Source organism: Levilactobacillus lindianensis (genome assembly GCF_003946095.1).
Lineage (GTDB): Bacteria > Bacillota > Bacilli > Lactobacillales > Lactobacillaceae > Levilactobacillus > Levilactobacillus lindianensis.
The window spans coordinates 96,759-112,366 of sequence record NZ_RHOD01000003.1 but is presented as its reverse complement, the minus strand read 5'-3'; the positions used below and the strand labels follow the sequence as shown (position 1 = coordinate 112,366).

General features: G+C 49.8%; 14 protein-coding genes. 6 read left to right on the top strand and 8 right to left on the bottom strand.

Going from position 1 to position 15,608, the window contains the following annotated elements; genetic code table 11:
- Positions 1-148: 148 nt before the first annotated feature.
- A complete protein-coding gene (locus EKM70_RS01900; RefSeq protein ID WP_125544741.1) occupies positions 149-1,189 on the bottom strand; it encodes a lactonase family protein in 1,041 nt (346 codons plus the stop codon).
- 140 nt (positions 1,190-1,329) lie between these two features.
- On the opposite strand from EKM70_RS01900, the gene EKM70_RS01895 reads away from it, so the two are divergent.
- Entirely contained in the window at positions 1,330-1,779 is a 450-nt protein-coding gene (locus tag EKM70_RS01895) for an N-acetyltransferase (protein WP_125544739.1), read from the top strand.
- A 119-nt stretch (positions 1,780-1,898) separates the two neighbouring features.
- On the opposite strand, the gene EKM70_RS01890 is transcribed toward EKM70_RS01895, so the two are convergent.
- The 3 genes from EKM70_RS01890 to EKM70_RS01880 all read right to left on the bottom strand — a co-directional run bounded on the left by EKM70_RS01890 (position 1,899) and on the right by EKM70_RS01880 (position 4,986).
- Positions 1,899-3,479: an APC family permease gene (locus tag EKM70_RS01890; protein WP_164506299.1), complete on the bottom strand. Its 1,581-nt coding sequence runs from the start codon at positions 3,477-3,479 to the stop codon at positions 1,899-1,901.
- A 97-nt stretch (positions 3,480-3,576) separates the two neighbouring features.
- Complete coding sequence (locus EKM70_RS01885) at positions 3,577-4,284, bottom strand: VIT1/CCC1 transporter family protein (protein WP_125544735.1); 708 nt, start codon at positions 4,282-4,284, stop codon at positions 3,577-3,579.
- Between the two features lie 15 nt (positions 4,285-4,299).
- The gene (locus EKM70_RS01880) at positions 4,300-4,986 is read right to left on the bottom strand and encodes a VIT1/CCC1 transporter family protein (protein ID WP_164506298.1); all 687 of its coding nucleotides are present in this window, start codon (positions 4,984-4,986) and stop codon (positions 4,300-4,302) included.
- A gap of 271 nt (positions 4,987-5,257) precedes the next feature.
- Between EKM70_RS01880 and EKM70_RS01875 the strand changes: the two genes are divergently transcribed.
- Both EKM70_RS01875 and EKM70_RS01870 read left to right on the top strand, forming a co-directional pair.
- Positions 5,258-5,761, top strand: a complete 504-nt coding sequence (locus EKM70_RS01875) for a Fur family transcriptional regulator (protein ID WP_125544731.1) — start codon at positions 5,258-5,260, stop codon at positions 5,759-5,761.
- Between the two features lie 231 nt (positions 5,762-5,992).
- On the top strand, positions 5,993-7,006 hold the full coding sequence (locus EKM70_RS01870; protein WP_125544729.1) for a peptidoglycan recognition protein family protein: 1,014 nt from the start codon (positions 5,993-5,995) through the stop codon (positions 7,004-7,006).
- 241 nt (positions 7,007-7,247) lie between these two features.
- On the opposite strand, the gene EKM70_RS01865 is transcribed toward EKM70_RS01870, so the two are convergent.
- The 3 genes from EKM70_RS01865 to EKM70_RS01855 all read right to left on the bottom strand — a co-directional run bounded on the left by EKM70_RS01865 (position 7,248) and on the right by EKM70_RS01855 (position 10,037).
- Positions 7,248-8,042, bottom strand: coding sequence for a YibE/F family protein (locus EKM70_RS01865; protein ID WP_125544727.1), 795 nt, complete (start codon positions 8,040-8,042; stop codon positions 7,248-7,250).
- Positions 8,039-9,124 carry a YibE/F family protein gene (locus tag EKM70_RS01860; protein WP_225416356.1) on the bottom strand — a complete coding sequence of 362 codons (1,086 nt, stop codon included), beginning with the start codon at positions 9,122-9,124 and terminating at the stop codon, positions 8,039-8,041. The genes EKM70_RS01865 and EKM70_RS01860 overlap by 4 nt, the downstream gene beginning before the upstream one ends.
- Before the next feature lie 487 nt (positions 9,125-9,611).
- Positions 9,612-10,037, bottom strand: coding sequence for a universal stress protein (locus EKM70_RS01855; RefSeq protein ID WP_125544723.1), 426 nt, complete (start codon positions 10,035-10,037; stop codon positions 9,612-9,614).
- Between the two features lie 214 nt (positions 10,038-10,251).
- Between EKM70_RS01855 and EKM70_RS01850 the strand changes: the two genes are divergently transcribed.
- The 3 genes from EKM70_RS01850 (at position 10,252) to EKM70_RS01840 (ending at position 14,061) form a co-directional block, all read left to right on the top strand.
- A complete protein-coding gene (locus EKM70_RS01850) occupies positions 10,252-11,136 on the top strand; it encodes a hypothetical protein (protein ID WP_125544798.1) in 885 nt (294 codons plus the stop codon).
- A gap of 317 nt (positions 11,137-11,453) precedes the next feature.
- Positions 11,454-11,957 (top strand): MarR family transcriptional regulator, encoded by a 504-nt coding sequence (locus EKM70_RS01845; RefSeq protein ID WP_125544721.1) that lies wholly within the window; start codon positions 11,454-11,456, stop codon positions 11,955-11,957.
- A gap of 148 nt (positions 11,958-12,105) precedes the next feature.
- On the top strand, positions 12,106-14,061 hold the full coding sequence (locus EKM70_RS01840; RefSeq protein WP_125544719.1) for a M13 family metallopeptidase: 1,956 nt from the start codon (positions 12,106-12,108) through the stop codon (positions 14,059-14,061).
- Positions 14,062-14,209: 148 nt separating this feature from the next.
- On the opposite strand, the gene EKM70_RS11435 is transcribed toward EKM70_RS01840, so the two are convergent.
- Positions 14,210-15,373, bottom strand: a complete 1,164-nt coding sequence (locus EKM70_RS11435; RefSeq protein ID WP_191985873.1) for a hypothetical protein — start codon at positions 15,371-15,373, stop codon at positions 14,210-14,212.
- Positions 15,374-15,608: the final 235 nt, after the last annotated feature.

Here is a 15,608-nt window from a genome sequence, read left to right as displayed (position 1 = left end):
TTGTCGCTTAGGAAACTGCTAGGTTTGAGACTCGCAGAGGCTCGAACCTAAGCACGGAGACCGCACTTCGGCTCCGTGCGTGCGCCCACAGCGTTCCGGACTCATTTTCACTAGCCCGAAGGCGCTGATAACACATCCGCCTAAAAACCTAGGCAGGTAAAACACAAACCCCTTCAGGAACCATAAAGTCCTTCTGAACCAAGGTTAATTGACCACTCTGTGCATCACGGGTGTACAGGGAAGCATTGTCAGAGTTTTGGTTAACGACGATGACAAACTTCTCATCATGGGTCCAGTTGAAGTCACGTGGGAAGTCACCTTCCGTTGAGATATTCTGAATCCGTGTTAACTGACCTTCATCGTCAGTGCTAAAGACGGCCAGGGTGTTCTGACCACGGTTAGACACGTAGAGGAAGCGACCATCGCTACTCAAACGAATAGCAGCGGAACCGTTATGGGCCGTCCAGTCATCAGGAATAGCGGAGACAATCCCCTTAACTGTAAATTTACCAGCCGCGGCATCATAAGCCAGCGTCGCAACATTGCTACTCAACTCACCAACCAGGTAGGCAACATTCTTGGAAGCATCGAACACGATGTGCCGTGGGCCAAAGCCGGCAGGCATTTCTAACGTGCTAACAGCCGACAACTTACCATCGTCGGATACGTCATACAGGTAAACCCGGTCGGTCCCCAAATCGCAAGCCACTAACCGGTTGTCCGGTGTCAGGTTGGCAAAATGTGGATGTGGGCCATCAGCCTGTTCTGGTGCTGGGCCGACTGGATCATCGTCCACAACTTGGTCCGTCTTCAACAACGTTCCGTCATCAGCAACCGCGTAAACCGTGACCGTACCACGATGATAATTCGCGGTATACACCAGTTGACGATCTTCATCGACGGCAACGTATGCCGGTGAGGCCCCATGGGTGAGCACTTGTTGAATGGCCCGGGGCTTTTCTTCGGAGACATCATAGATGATTAAACCACCCTGTGTCTGGCCATCGGTTTCCTTCTTGTTGATGACGTACAAACGTTTGGCGTCGGCCTTAGCGATGTAAGTTGGACTACCTGCCGAGGCTAACCACTCACAGTCAGTGAGCTCTGGCTTCTTGGTATCCACGCTTACCCGGTAAATTCCGCGGCTAATCCGCTTGGTGTAAGTTCCAATATAAAAATCTTCCGTCATTGTGCTACCCCTTTCAACTTACCAATATCTACTTTCAAGTATAGCACAGCTGACTGGTATACACCGAATAAGTCCCTAGCCAACCGTGCAATTTACCGGTACAATAGGAGTAATTTGGTTCAGAAAGGACTCACTTGAAGATGTCTAGCTTCGAAGGTTACCACCCGCTCCTTACGCCTAGTTTTCGATTCGACTGGCTCACCCAATTCAAATTAAAGAACGTTGCCACCCTGACCAGTCAGGATCTGGCGACTGCCGCCGACTGGGTCAATGCGACCATGCACGCCACAATGAACCGCACGGCTCTCACGTGGGGCATCGAACGGCGGCAAACACATAAACTCACGGGCTGGGGCGGTTTCACCGACCTCGAAATTCCGGCTCACCGCTGCGCGCTCCAGGTCGTCGGTCCCAAGTTCACACCGACCGATCAGGAAGAAATCCTGCGTCGCTTGATTGCCTTTGGTCACGATGAATTACAACTAACCCAGCTCACCCTAGTCGATGACCACCGCCTAGCCCAGACGGCGTTAACGGCGGTGGGTTTTCAACGCGAAGACCAGCAATGGATCTGGCGCGCCCAACATTAAAATTTTAAAAAATAAAGCGAGACCGGGACAAACGCCAAATTACCCGGTCTCGCTTTTTAATATCGCCAGAGCGTACAAAAGAGGCGGTTAGCTTCACCTAACCGCCTCTTGTCAGACGTTTATTCAGTTTCTGTCACACGCTGATTCAGCTCCTGCGCAATCCCGAAAGATTCACTCTGGTAGCCATCATGAACGCCAAGATAGTAACAGATTAAACTACCCAGGGTGACCGCCAAGAAATCCAGCGGATAAGGGAACCAGCCGTGACCCCCAAATTCATGACTGCCCACGGCCGACATGATGGTGAGCCAAATCATTTCGGCTAACAACCATCGACTCCCCTTCAAGCTGGCACGTAGGGCTGTCCAGCCGGCAGGTTGTCGAAATTCGTAGTACACGTAACAGATGAGGCCCAGGGCAATAACCCCAAAGACCTCAATCGTTGTTGGCCACTTAGCCCAGTAAATGGCCAGGCTCGCCAAAACATAAGACAGTGGGGCCCACAGTTGTAAGCCCCAGAGCTTAAACGGCCGACTAAATTCCGGCGCATTATGTCGGAGCGTAGTCACCGTCACTGGTCCCGTCAGATAGGCAATCAGCGTCGACGTCGAAATGACATTGGACAAGGCACTCCAATTCCGAAAGCCCGCTACTAGAACGACTCCCAGAATCATATTCACCACCATGGCGCGGCGTGGCGTCTGATATTTTCGATTCAATTCACCCAGCTTGGTAGGCATGTGTTTGGTTCCGGTCATGGCCGCTAAAGCCCGACTGGTGGTCGCCACGAAGGAAACTCCGGTCCCAAATGGTGACACGAAGGCATCCAAATAAAGCAGAGTCGACAGCCAGCCCAGGTTCATCAGAATCGCCAGATTAGCGAAGGGTGATTCGAAATTAACCCCTTGCCAGCCATGGGCCAAATAGTGTCCTGGAACCGCACCAATGAAGGCAACCTGAAGCATCGTGTAGATAACCGCGCTGATACTAAAGGCAATCACAATCCCCCAGAGAATGTTGCGTTCTGGGTGCTCAATCTCGTTTCCCATATTGATCGTCGTTTGAAAGGCATTGTACGAGAAGATAATCCCCGCAGCCGTCGTCGCAGAGAAAATTGCCGCACTCCCGTTAGGCATAAAGCCCGCGGTGTGCCCAAAATTCCCGGACTGAAAACCAGTCGCCATTAACACGATAATTGTTAACGTTGGAATCCCCAATTTGAAAATGGAGATAAAACTCGTAAATCGCGTCAGTAATTTAACTGACCAAAAGTTTAGTAACGTAAATGCTAGGATGAACAGGAACACAATCAGCAGTCCCTGATTCGTAATGTCGCCATTCTTTAAAAAACCCCGCGTCCAGTTGGCCCAGGACCACGGCCAAGAACTCATGTACTGCACAGCCGCTACGGCTTCAATTGGAATAATTGTCAGTAACGACAACCAGTTGGCCCAGCCGGCAACGAACCCCAACAAGGGGCCGTGAGAGAAGGCCGCATACTGGCTCATCCCGCCGCTCGTAGGAAACATCGTCCCCAATTCAATATAATTCAATGCAATCAGGCCAATGATGATGGCCCCCAAAATCCAAGATAGGATGGCAGCCGGGCCGGCGATCTGGGCGGCCATACCCGCACCAAACAACCAACCCGAACCAATGATGGCACTCAGCGTTAGCATGACTAAAGAAAATAAACTCATCTTGCGCTTCAACCAAATTCCTCACTTTCAAAAAAAGATATTGGCCCATTGTACACTTGGTATCTGGCAATGCGCTAAGAAAGCAGCAATAGTTTACTTAGAAGAGTTGTCCCACATAATAGTGAATGAACATGGTAATAATTCCCACAATAACGTTTCTGATAATGGCTGTCTTAACTAATCCATGTCCTAATTTAGCACTCAGAAACCCAGTCAAGGCCACCGATAAAATAACGGCGATGATGGTTGCGGGCCACTGCCAAGTCACTGAGAACAGGGTCATGGCGATCAGTGGGAAGGTTCCCCCTAGACCAGCCGCAAAGAGTGAAGAAAAGGCGGCATCCCAAGGATTCATGTAATGCCCCAACTGAATGTCATCCTTGACGTTCACAACCGTGGCGAGGGCGTCCTTTTGCATCAGGTCTTGGGCGATAGCCAGCGATGTCTCCGGCGTCACGCCACGCTCCTCATAGAACTTTTGTACCGCGGCAACTTGATCGTCAAAGTTAGTTTCGAGTAACTTGGCTTCCTGGGCTACCGCCGATTTTTCCGTATCCTTTTGCGTGCTAACGGAGGCATACTCGCCCGAAGCCATCGAGAAGGCACAGGCTAACAGGTCTGACAGGCCCGCAATGAAAATGGTAAATTGATTGCTGGTCGCGGCCGCCACACTGAAGAGCACCCCAACAACAGTTAAGATCCCATCGTTCGAGCCTAAGACACCGGCTCGCAAGGTATTTAATTTTTCATCCATCGTTTGATGTTGCTTTTGCTTCTTAACACGTGCTTGTTCATTCGTTGCCATAACTGTCCGCCTCCCCTATGCAAACAAGTGCCCGATGCCATACGTTACCAGCATCGTCAAGATCCCCGCAATCACGTTGCGGCGAGTCCCATGCCAGCGATCGGCATTTCCTAAGATTGCAGCCACATACCCCGTAATTGAGAGGGCAATGATGACCGCCACGAAAGTCCCGGCAATCCGCCAGCTCTTCGGCAACAAACTAATCGAGACCAGCGGTAAGATTGACCCCGTCGGAAATGAAATCATCGAGGCAATCGCCGCAGAGAACGGATTGGTATATTCCCCCACGTTAAAACCAAAACGCTCGCGCACCGTGGTTTTCACGGGATCCTCCGCCATCATTTCCTTGGTCGCTTGGTCTGCCAGTTCCGGCTTGATACCAGTGGCCACATACTTATCACGCACGAAGTTATACTCGCTGTCATAGTCATTATCTAAAGCCACGGTTTGGGTTTCAATTGCCTTACGCTGGGCGTCCTTCTGCGTATTAACGGAGACGTACTCCCCCATCGCCATGGATACCGTACCGGCGATCATGCCCGCAATCCCAGAAATAAAGATTGCGAAGCTACTCGTAGCCGCACCCGCAACCCCCACGACGATGCCCGCCACGGAGAGGATCCCATCATTGGCCCCCATCACGCTTGCTCGTAAAACGTTGATCCGTTCGGCCAATGTTGCTGACTTTTTCTTTTTTGTCATTATTCTCTGCCCCCAGATATGTCTTAAATTCAGTTTAACACTCTTAGAATTAAAAGTTAGGTGTGAGTAACATTTGATTCTACTTTAGAATTATTATTAACTAAATTCAAATTCATTGTACGCTCATTTCGCCAAAAGTAAATCACTTGTTTCAAAGTCCAAATCACGAAGCATCACGCCTGCTTCTCTTAAGCTTTTAACTGGCTATTCAGTCAAAGTGTGGTTTAATAGAGGCAAACTAGAGTGATTATAAATTAAAGGAGGGATCAGTATGGCTAATCAGACCCAGTTACTCAACCAGGCCTTACAAACCTTAAAGGATCACCACGTGCGCGTGACACCCCAACGGCAAGTCATCCTGACGTACCTGGTGACGCATCACAATCACCCCGCGGTGGAGACCATCTTTTCCGCCCTCACGGACCAACTGCCTAATCTCAGTATGGCCACGGTGTACAATACGTTAAATCTCTTCGTCGAACTCGGTATCGTGATCGAGCTCCCCAATGACAATGGTGGCCTACGTTACGACTTTTTTGGCCGACCTCACTATCACGTCATCTGCGAAAATTGTGGCAAAATTACTGACGTCTTTGCTCCCGACTTTCCGCGGATTGAGCATGCGCTAAATCAAGCGGCCAGTGCGCAAACTGGCTACCTGGTTACCAGCAATCACGTAGAAGTCTATGGCATTTGTCCAGAATGTCAGCAAAAGTTACACCTTAATACCAACGGTTCAAAATGGTCGGCCGATCAGGCGAAACCGCTGTCATAGCAATGTTACAGCTACATTACAGGTGTCGCTAAGTTTTAATCTATTTGAAAACACCTCGATCAAACCCCGATAGAGTCATTATTACCATCGTAATATTACGGTGCCTACCCCGTCAGCCGGTTGTCGGGGCTAAAAATTATGGTTATAGTTGATAACGAAGAATATCGACTGAGCAACCAGTCAACTGGTTGCGTAATGACTAAAAAGATTTGAGGGATGATCAGGGTGAAGATGCACAAAGTAGTTTTAACAGCTCTGGCTGTTTTAGGGGCGACGGGAGTTCTTGCCACGTCAACCACGGCCAATGCTAGTTCCAAAGTAAACGATTATATTAGCAGCAAGAACATTGGTCACGCTAAGGTGACGAAGTCCATTTGGAAAGGGTTCCCTAAGTACAAGTACCGGCATGGTAAGGGTAAGCCCGAAGGTGTTGTCGTTCACGAAACGGCCAACCCTTCTTCCACACTGACTAACGAAGTCGCTTACATGAAACGTAACTACCAAAACGCCTTCGTTCACAGTTTCGTGGATGCGTCAAAGATTGTTAACATCGCGAACACGGACTACCTCGCTTGGGGTGTCGGTTACCCAGGTAATGCGCGTTACGTTCAATTCGAACAAGTTGAAGTTCACAGCAAGAAGGCCTTTGCCAAGGAAGTTAACAATGCTGCCTGGTACACCGCCTACCTCTTAAATGAATACAACTTAAAGCCTAACGACGCGGCTTACGACGGTAAGGGAACGGTCTGGTCTCACGCCTCCGTAGCTAAGAAGCTCGGCGGTTCCAGCCATACCGATCCAATTGGTTATTACGCCGCAAATGGTCGCAAGTACTTCGGTCAGAAGTACACCATGGCTGCCTTCTATCAATTGGTTAGACAGTACTACAATGACATGAACATGAGTCATGTAAAATTGGTCAGTGCGACTTACACCAACGTCAACAAGCAAGGTAAGTTAAGCAAGAAGTACAAGAACTTCCGCCTTTACAACAAGCTAAAGGGTGCCGCTAAGAACGTTAAGAAACTTAGCTGGTCCAAGATTTCACCTAAAGTTGGTAAGACCTACTACATCGACCAAGTTGGTCAGAAGTACAAGTCAACCACTTGGTACCGTATCCGGCCTTCTAAGAACAGCAAGACCCGTTACTGGGTATACAGTGGCAACTTAACTGGGGTTAAGGACGTCGAAACGGCGACCGCTACTTCCGCCAGTGCATCTAGCTCCTCAAGTTCTAACAACTAGTCATTAAATTAAAGATTAAATCAGGATGTTACCTCTCTAGCCGAGGGTAACGTCCTTTTTATTTAGCCTAGAACCAGAAGGTCGTCTGGTGTCCTCCGGCTGAGATCGTAATCACTTTTGGCAATCAGACGTTCCCACTCTAAGGGCACAGAAAAGCCACAAGCCATTCTTGTTAATTGAATGGTTTGTGGCTTAATTTCACACCGCTACTGTAACGCATAATAACTTTAAAGCTCACTGTCTATTTCCGATCATCCTTTTTGGTCATAACAGCTGCCTGGTGGCGCCGTTGACCAGCCACTGCCCGGGCCATAACCCAGGTGGTGATTGGCACCGTCAGAATCACACTGACCATGGCAAAGAGAATCATGAGAATCTCGGCCACGAAGACCTTGTCATTTAGAATCTCCCCAAATGAATAGTGCACACCGGTAAACCAGATGAACAGCGCCAAAAAGCCCCCGAAGAACCCAAAGAACAGGGTATTGAAGGTGGTCCCGATAATTTGCTTACCCACATCGATACCATCCCGTAGGAGGCTCTTAGTGTCCACCTGAGGGTGTTGTTCTAGGATTTCGCCTAATCCTGCGGCAATTGCCATAGCGGCCTCTGCAATAGCTCCTAGGGTGCTTAGAATTGCCGTGGCGATGGCAACCTGGGTAAAACTGACCCCGACTAGGACGGAAAGGCCCTCGAGGTCTTCACTATCCTCGGGACCGAATCCCTGGGCCATGGCCCAATGCTCGACGGGAACGATCACCAAGATTAGCCCGACAAGCACGATAGCCGAAGCAATAAAAGCCACGGTACTGGACAAGTCGTCCCCACTGCTCATGAAGATGGTTAGGGCCAATACCAATAGGCCAACCACTAAGGTCACCGTTAGCGCCGGAAATTGGAAGGCTACTAAGACCATTGCAAGGAACAACAGCCCAAAGTTTAGGATTAACGCCAAGAAGGACTGGATCCCCGCCTTACCACCAACCAAAGCCATTAATAATAAGAGAACTAAACCTAACACAGTGATGGTACTCATAGTGTCACCTTCTTTGTCATCAACCGACTGGCCAGGAAACTAGCCAGGGGAACGGCCAAAACAATCCCAATGCCACTGATGAGGCTTTGAACAACTCCCATCGACATGTTCATCGCAAACGTGTACCCCCAACTGTTCCCATTTCGCAGATACAGAATTCCCATGGGAAAGGTATCCGCCACGAAGATAAAGAAGAGGACGTTAATTAATGAACCCATGATGGTGCTTCCAATCTGCCGACCGGATTTGAAGACTTGCGCCGCACTTAGTTCCGGGCGTTCCCGTTTCAGCGCAAATAGAGACGATATAATATCGGTCGACTCATCCATGACCGCCCCCAGCGACCCCAACAACGTTTCCGCTAAGAACAAAGGTCGAGGAAGTTGCGTGACGTACTCCATGGCCTCGTAGTACATCCCCTTTTCATGGGTGAAATGAAAGACTAACAGTGCAATCAGCAGCGCTAAGGCAGTCCCACCGAGCGTCGTCATCAGCGTGATTAGCATTTGCCGTGTTGTTCCCAACACCAACCACAAGGTCAAGGCGGCAAACACAATCGCCAGGCTCCCAAAGATCCAGAGAACCCGGGCTCCCTGAGTCGATCCATTTAGAAAAATGGCCAATAGGAAGAGTACGCCATTCAAAGCCACGCTGAGAAAGGCCATGAAGCCACTGAACTGCATGATGAGTAAGAGCAATCCCACGACAACCCACAGCATCAAGACCAGCGGCCCATCACGTTTCAAGTCCTTCACGGTTCCGCTCAGATCACCGTGGTGGTGATGTAAGGTGACGAAGAGTTGACTGTCCACGCGATAACGCTGGTCCATCGCCTTCGATCGCGAGTAAACATTGTTTAGCGTCAGCGTCTTACCGGCATACTGGCCGTTGAGAACCCGCGCAGTCAGAACCTGTTTGGTCTGAACATCCTGATTGTGAAAGTCATCTTCCACGGTTGTTCCCGGCCGCGCCTGGACCTGCGTGACCTGCACGATGGGTTCGTGATACCACCGGGCGTTGTGTTGGGTCACCCAGACGAGCAATCCGCCAATGGCAATCACCACCACCCAGGCGACAAGCATCGTCGTCCGACTCCTATGTAATCTTTTTTGCATATTCCCTGTCCCTTCTCAACTTGCCGTGTTATCATTCAATATAACACTCTTTCAGGGGCGGCTTCTCCTTCCATATAAACTTTAATAAAATCACAGTAATCCCTACTCTAGCAACCTTACTAGGGTGTTAATCATCAAGGATTACGCCGGAAGCCTTGCATTCCCTGAAAAAAAACAGTACAATAACAGTCGATTGTTATTTTAATTAAGCGAGGGTTCATACAATGAGAAAAGCACATCCAAATGGCGTACAAGGCCGGCGGAAGGTTAACCGTAAAAAGGACCGGAAGCGCCGCGACGACATTTCAAACTTACAACGTTGGTTAAAGGATAAGAAGTAACCACACGTTTTGACTGAAAAGAGACCGGAATTTTCCGGTCTCTTTTTTTATGCGCCAAATTGAAAACGCAAAAGGGCCTAGGATTTATCCCAGACCCTTACCTAATAATCTGTTTAATCAACGACCAAGACGCTGGTCTCTGAGTGGTGCACCACGTAGCTCGTGGTTGACCCCATGATGGCTCGGCCTAATCCGTGAACTCCAGAACGGCCGATAACAGTGAGATCGGTGTGGAGTTTTTCTGGAAATGTCTGCGCGATGGATGGCTTAGCGAGACCCGTCATGAAGTGAGTTTCAACGGGAATACCCGCGTCCTTAACTTCCTGAACGGCGCCATCTAAGAACTTGGAGGCCGCCTTCTTGAAGTGTGTCACAATCTCATTACCAAATTCCGCGCCATAGTGGGCATATGTCTGATCACTGGCGACGGCCACGATGAACAATTTGGCACCCAGCTTTTGCGCTAACCTAATAGCCTCGTCCAAAGCAGCATGGGCATTCTTGCTCCCATCCATTGGTACTAAAATGCGTTCATACATCATAACCCGTCCTTTCCATAGTAAACCATATATGTGGTATCGCTTTCAACAACTTCATCATATCAGGAAAAAGCCCGGTATGGAAGGCTTTTGAGCCATTTATCACGAGACTCTTAGAGAGCGTGTCAAAATGTTAGCCAATTCTCATTCTCGCTTTTTATTCGGATTGTGGTAAGATGTATCAAGTAAATTAATTAGAGGGATGGATAACATAATGAAGAAGCTTTTGTTGGGCACCCTAGGGTTACTCGCACTAACCCTCGCAGGCTGCTCAAACGACCAACTAACCACCAAAAAGAGTAGCTACCGCCCAACCGCTTTGACCGCTGTTATCAAAGGCACGGCCAAAACCAAACGCGTCAACTACCAGATTGATAATCAAGCCAAGAAGTCCGTCGCCGTCAAGAGTGGCACTTACTTCTTCCAGGTTCCTGCCGCCACGACCAAACAGTCGGTCAAGATCAGTGCTGGGAACGCGAAGAGGTCCGTGACTGTCTACCCTGTTAAGTCCTTGGGAAACTACAAGAAGTTTGCGGCTAAGTACAATCAGATGATGATTGCCAGCTACCTGCCAACCAAGACGCAAAAACAGTTGCAACAGGCCCAGAAGACCCAAGCCACAGCCAAGAAAAAATTGACTGCCCTGGCGCAAACAGACCCGGCAGCCGCCGCGGTGGCTGTTCAACAGCAACAAGCCGCAGCTAAAAAGCTACAAGCCAAGATGGCCACGGCTAAACGCCAGGCCAAAGATGAGCTCCTGCCAACCACGACTAAGGATGGTCTCAAGAACCTGGTTGACACCAAGTACACCACGGTTCGAGCCAACGTTCAAGATGGCAAGCTGATGGGATTAGCCCTGATGACCCCCATCAAACAGATGAAGGCAAAGACTGGCCAAAAGAAGTTCGGCACCACCTTTGCCTTACTCGGAACGACCCTGGACACGGAACCGAAGACGGTGATGAAGAAGTTCAAGAAAGTCTTGAAGGACGCCAAGAAGAATAGTTCTTCTACGACCACCAAGACCATCACTTCTAAGGGTGTCAAATTCAACACCGGTTTCTCAACCGATACGCTCTACATCTACATGACAAAATAACAACTTAAATGCGTCCGCGAAGACTACAAACTTCGCGGACTTTTTGTTTGCGCTGAAGTCCCCAATTATAAGAAGCCAGACCGGTCACGTTCGTTTCCTGCGCCAATTCCATACCTCTCAAATCGCTTAACCAACGCAGAAGCGACAATTGAGATTACAAACTGAATAGGCCAAACTATTCGTGTCTAAGCGCAATCATTTTTATCCCACCCATTGAGGCGGCATAATAACGGTATGCTGATGTAGTGAAGTTGCGTGGTCATTTCGTCACGCAAAGATTGTTATGCCAGCACTAGTGTTTTCAAGGGGGGAGTATCATGCAAAACGAAGAAAGGGTATTCGAAGCGTTCTTACGGCAGTACCGCGAAATTTTTCGAGTCATGATCAACGCGGCCGAACAGATCACCGGCCAATACTCGGTTAGTTTCGAACAGTACCTGTTACTGAAACAAATCCACGAACAACGAAACATCACGTTAAGTGAACTGGCTGACTCTACACACACGACACGTTCGGCAGCGGCTCGAAAATTACGGGCACTCCTGCTCGACGGATTCGTTGAACAAGAAGCCAAGATGGATGATCGCAGAGTCAAGTACCTTCGGCTGACCACTAAAGGCGTCACGGTTGAACACGACATCCGTCAAGCCTTCCTGCAAAGTGCACGGACTTGGGAGGAAATCCCAGCAAATATGAAGCCCGCGAACATCAACGACTTCTTCACGCAATATCAACAGAACATCGCCATTTGGGATCGGACTCGACCGAAATTCCGGCGGCCGATACTCCATGCTAAGCGCAAAGCTTTAGGTGGCGAATAGCTCAATTAACGGGGTCAAGGCGGAGCGTCTTGACCCCGTTAATATTGCTTTTGATCTCTTTTATTAAAAAATGATGATAAAAAAATTCCCTTTTAAAGGCAAATGGGTTAACCTGTGTCTAACGACTAATTTTAAGGAGGATTTTTGTATGCGATTTAACCATTTCTCAGCACAACCTTCTACCAACGGAACGACCGCTGGTGAAGTCAATTCAGCACTCTTGAAACAAGACCTTTATGAAGCTGTCAACGGTGAATGGGCCAAAACGGCCACTATTCCGAGTGATCATGCCTCGACTGGTGGTTTCATGGATCTGGTTGACGGCATCGAAAAGACCTTAATGAGCGACTTTGCCGACCTCTTAGCCGGTAAACTCGAGCCCGCCAATCCCGAAATGGCCGAGTTCAAAAAGCTCTACGCCATGACGAGCGACGCCGAGAAACGAGAAGCCACGGGCACGGCACCTTTGAAGCCTTGGTTGGCTAAAATCGAAGCCCTCCAAAACTGGTCCGATCTCAGTGATCATTTGGCAGAATGGTATCAGAAGGGACTTCCAACTCCCATCACGATTAGCGTGGAACCCGACATGAAAGATACCAGCCGTTACGCCCTCTTCGTGGACGCACCGGACCTCTTCCTGCCTGACAAAACCTACTATGAACCCGACAATGCAGCAGCCAAGCAACTCCTGCCTATCTTCACGCAAACGGCAACGAAACTGCTCGAGCTTAATGGCTACACCGCCGAAAAAGCCGCAACTATTGTCGAACAAGCCAAGGTCTTCGACGCGCAGATTGCCCCTCACGTAAAGTCTTCCGAGGAAGCTGCCGATTACGTGAAGATGTACAACCCTCGCGCGCTCAGCGACGTTGACGCCCAGGTCAGCCAATTGGACCTGACCCCTGCCTTCACCGCCGTCTTAAAAGACACACCAACAGAAGTCATCTTGCCACAACCGGCCTTTTTCGATGCGGCTAATGATCTTTTGACACCGGCTAACTTTGAGAACCTGAAGAGTTGGATGCTGGTAGGCACCGTCTTCGATGCCACGGGCGTCTTGACCGAGGAATACCGGCAGGTTGGGGGGACGTACAGCCGTGCCCTCTCAGGTAAGAAAGAAGCCCGCTCACCAGAAAAAGCCGCCTTTTACTTGGCAACCGGGAACTTCTCCCAAGTTGTCGGGGACTACTACGGTCGGAAATACTTCGGTGAAACCGCTAAGGCCGACGTGCGCAACATGGTTCTGAAAATGACCCATGTTTACCAACAACGGCTCAAGACTAACGACTGGTTGAGTGCGGCGACCCGCGAAAAAGCCATTGTCAAATTACAAAAATTGACAATCAAGGTTGGGTACCCTGACCAAATCGACCCACTCTATTCACAATTCCACGTCGATACCACCGAATCACTATTCGATAACATTCAACATTTCGGCGAGTTAGCTCTGGCTGACGAATTCGGCCACTGGGGTCACCCCGTAGACCGTGACCGTTGGGAAATGAGTGCCAACACCGTCAACGCCTACTACTCTCCAACCAATAACGAAATTGTCTTCCCCGCAGCCATTCTGCAGAAACCATTCTACAGTCTGGACCAATCCAGCAGTGCCAACTACGGTGGGATCGGGGCCGTCATCGCTCACGAAATTTCTCACGCCTTTGATAACAACGGGGCCCAATTCGATGAATTTGGGAACCTCAACAACTGGTGGACCAAAGCCGATCTGGCGCACTTCCAAGACCTGGCACAGGCCATGATCAAAGAATTTGACGGCATCGAATTTGCCGGCCAGAAGGTCAACGGAAAGCTCACCGTTTCCGAAAACATCGCTGATGGTGGTGGCTTAAGCTGTGCGCTGGAAGCCGCCGAATCAGCCGATGACGTCGACCTACAGGCCTTCTTCATCAACTGGGCCAACGTTTGGCGGATGAAGGCTACGACCGAATACATGCAACTCCTGTTGTCCATTGATGTGCACGCCCCCGCTAAGTTGCGGGCCAACGTCCAAGTCAAGAACCTCGACGACTTCTTCACGACCTTCAATGTGCAACCTGGTGATGCCATGTACTTGGCCCCAGCAGACCGCGTTAAGATCTGGTAATTTAAAACATTAAAATCAAAAACGTTGTGCCGGCTTTCAAGCTAGCGCAACGTTTTTTGTCCATATGGTTTTGGTAAGCTAAATAGCACGTACCCGACAGTTGCCGGTTAGCGTCTGGACTGCTATTTAACGGTTGGGGGAAACAAGTTTAATCTTTCTTTGACCGCAAGCCAGCGGCACCAGCAATGACTAGCGTTGCCAATAACACGACTAACCCGGTCACTTCAGCACTAGTCGCACGCCGATCACCGGTTTGGGGTAAGGTCGCCGGCTTGGTTGAAGACGACGATGCACCGGTGACAGGAGCTGTGGCCCCTTGACCACCAGTATACGTCGTCGTTGGACGATGAACGACTGGTTTCTGCGGCGCTGTGGTCCCAGGATGTTCTGGGACTGTGGATCCTGATTCTTCACCACCAGGAACCGTCACTTCAGGATCATCTTCGCCGGGAATCTCCTCACCAGGAACTTCCTCACCGGGGTGTTCCGTCCCGGGAACTTCAACCCAAGGATATTCTGGTTCTGGAATTTCGGTGCCAGGATGGCCTGGTTCTTCAACGCCAGGAATCTCTTCTCCAGGTTCCTCGGTTCCGGGTTCCTCAGTTCCGGGCTCTTCAGTTCCGGGCTCTTCAGTTCCGGGTTCCTCAGTTCCGGGCTCTTCAGTTCCGGGTTCCTCAGTTCCGGGTTCCTCAGTTCCAGGCTCCTCGGTTCCAGGTTCTTCGGTTCCAGGTTCCTCAGTTCCGGGTTCTTCGGTTCCAGGTTCTTCGATTCCAGGTTCTTCAGTTCCGGGTTCTTCAGTCCCAGGCTCTTCGGTTCCGGGTTCCTCAACGCCAGGAGTCTCTTCATCCCCGCCTTCACCGGCGCCACGAACTTCAAAGCTAATCCAGCCTTCCTTATCAGACCTATGCGTCGAAAAGTAGTTATTGAAGGTTGCCACACCAACGTGTGAATCCATGGTAACCGTAACTGACCCTACTTTTGCTGTTCCGTTATAACTAGCCATGGCAAATGACCGGGTCCGATCAACCCGAACGTTCAAGGGGGCGTAGAAGAACATCTTATCCCCCTTGGCCACGTAAACATCATTGGCAATCTTCCACTCGTATTTCACATCGTAAACCCCACTTGAGGGTAAAACTTCCGTATGAGACATCACAACACCGGTAGGATCCGTCACGATTGTGGCATCAGCCGCGCTGGTTCCACTGCCCGTGATGACCTTTGCATCAGCGTTTACGGGTACCTCGACCCAAGCGATTAGCGCCAAGCCTGAGGCTGCAAACAGCCACAACGCCTTGATAGTCTTTCGCATTTTCCTTTCCTCCTAACCAAGTCTCTACGACATCCCCGCAACACCTATAAATTAGCACGTTTATATGTAAATGGTTACTTGGCGGATTGGTTTGTTAAACTACCTATTCGTGACTGAGTCGCCGCCATATTCTGGTAGGATTCGGCATCTATACCCTGACGTGTCGGGGAACTTGCTTAAAAGTGATCTAAAAATAGGAACCTGTAAGTAATTATCCTTACAGGTTCCTATTTTA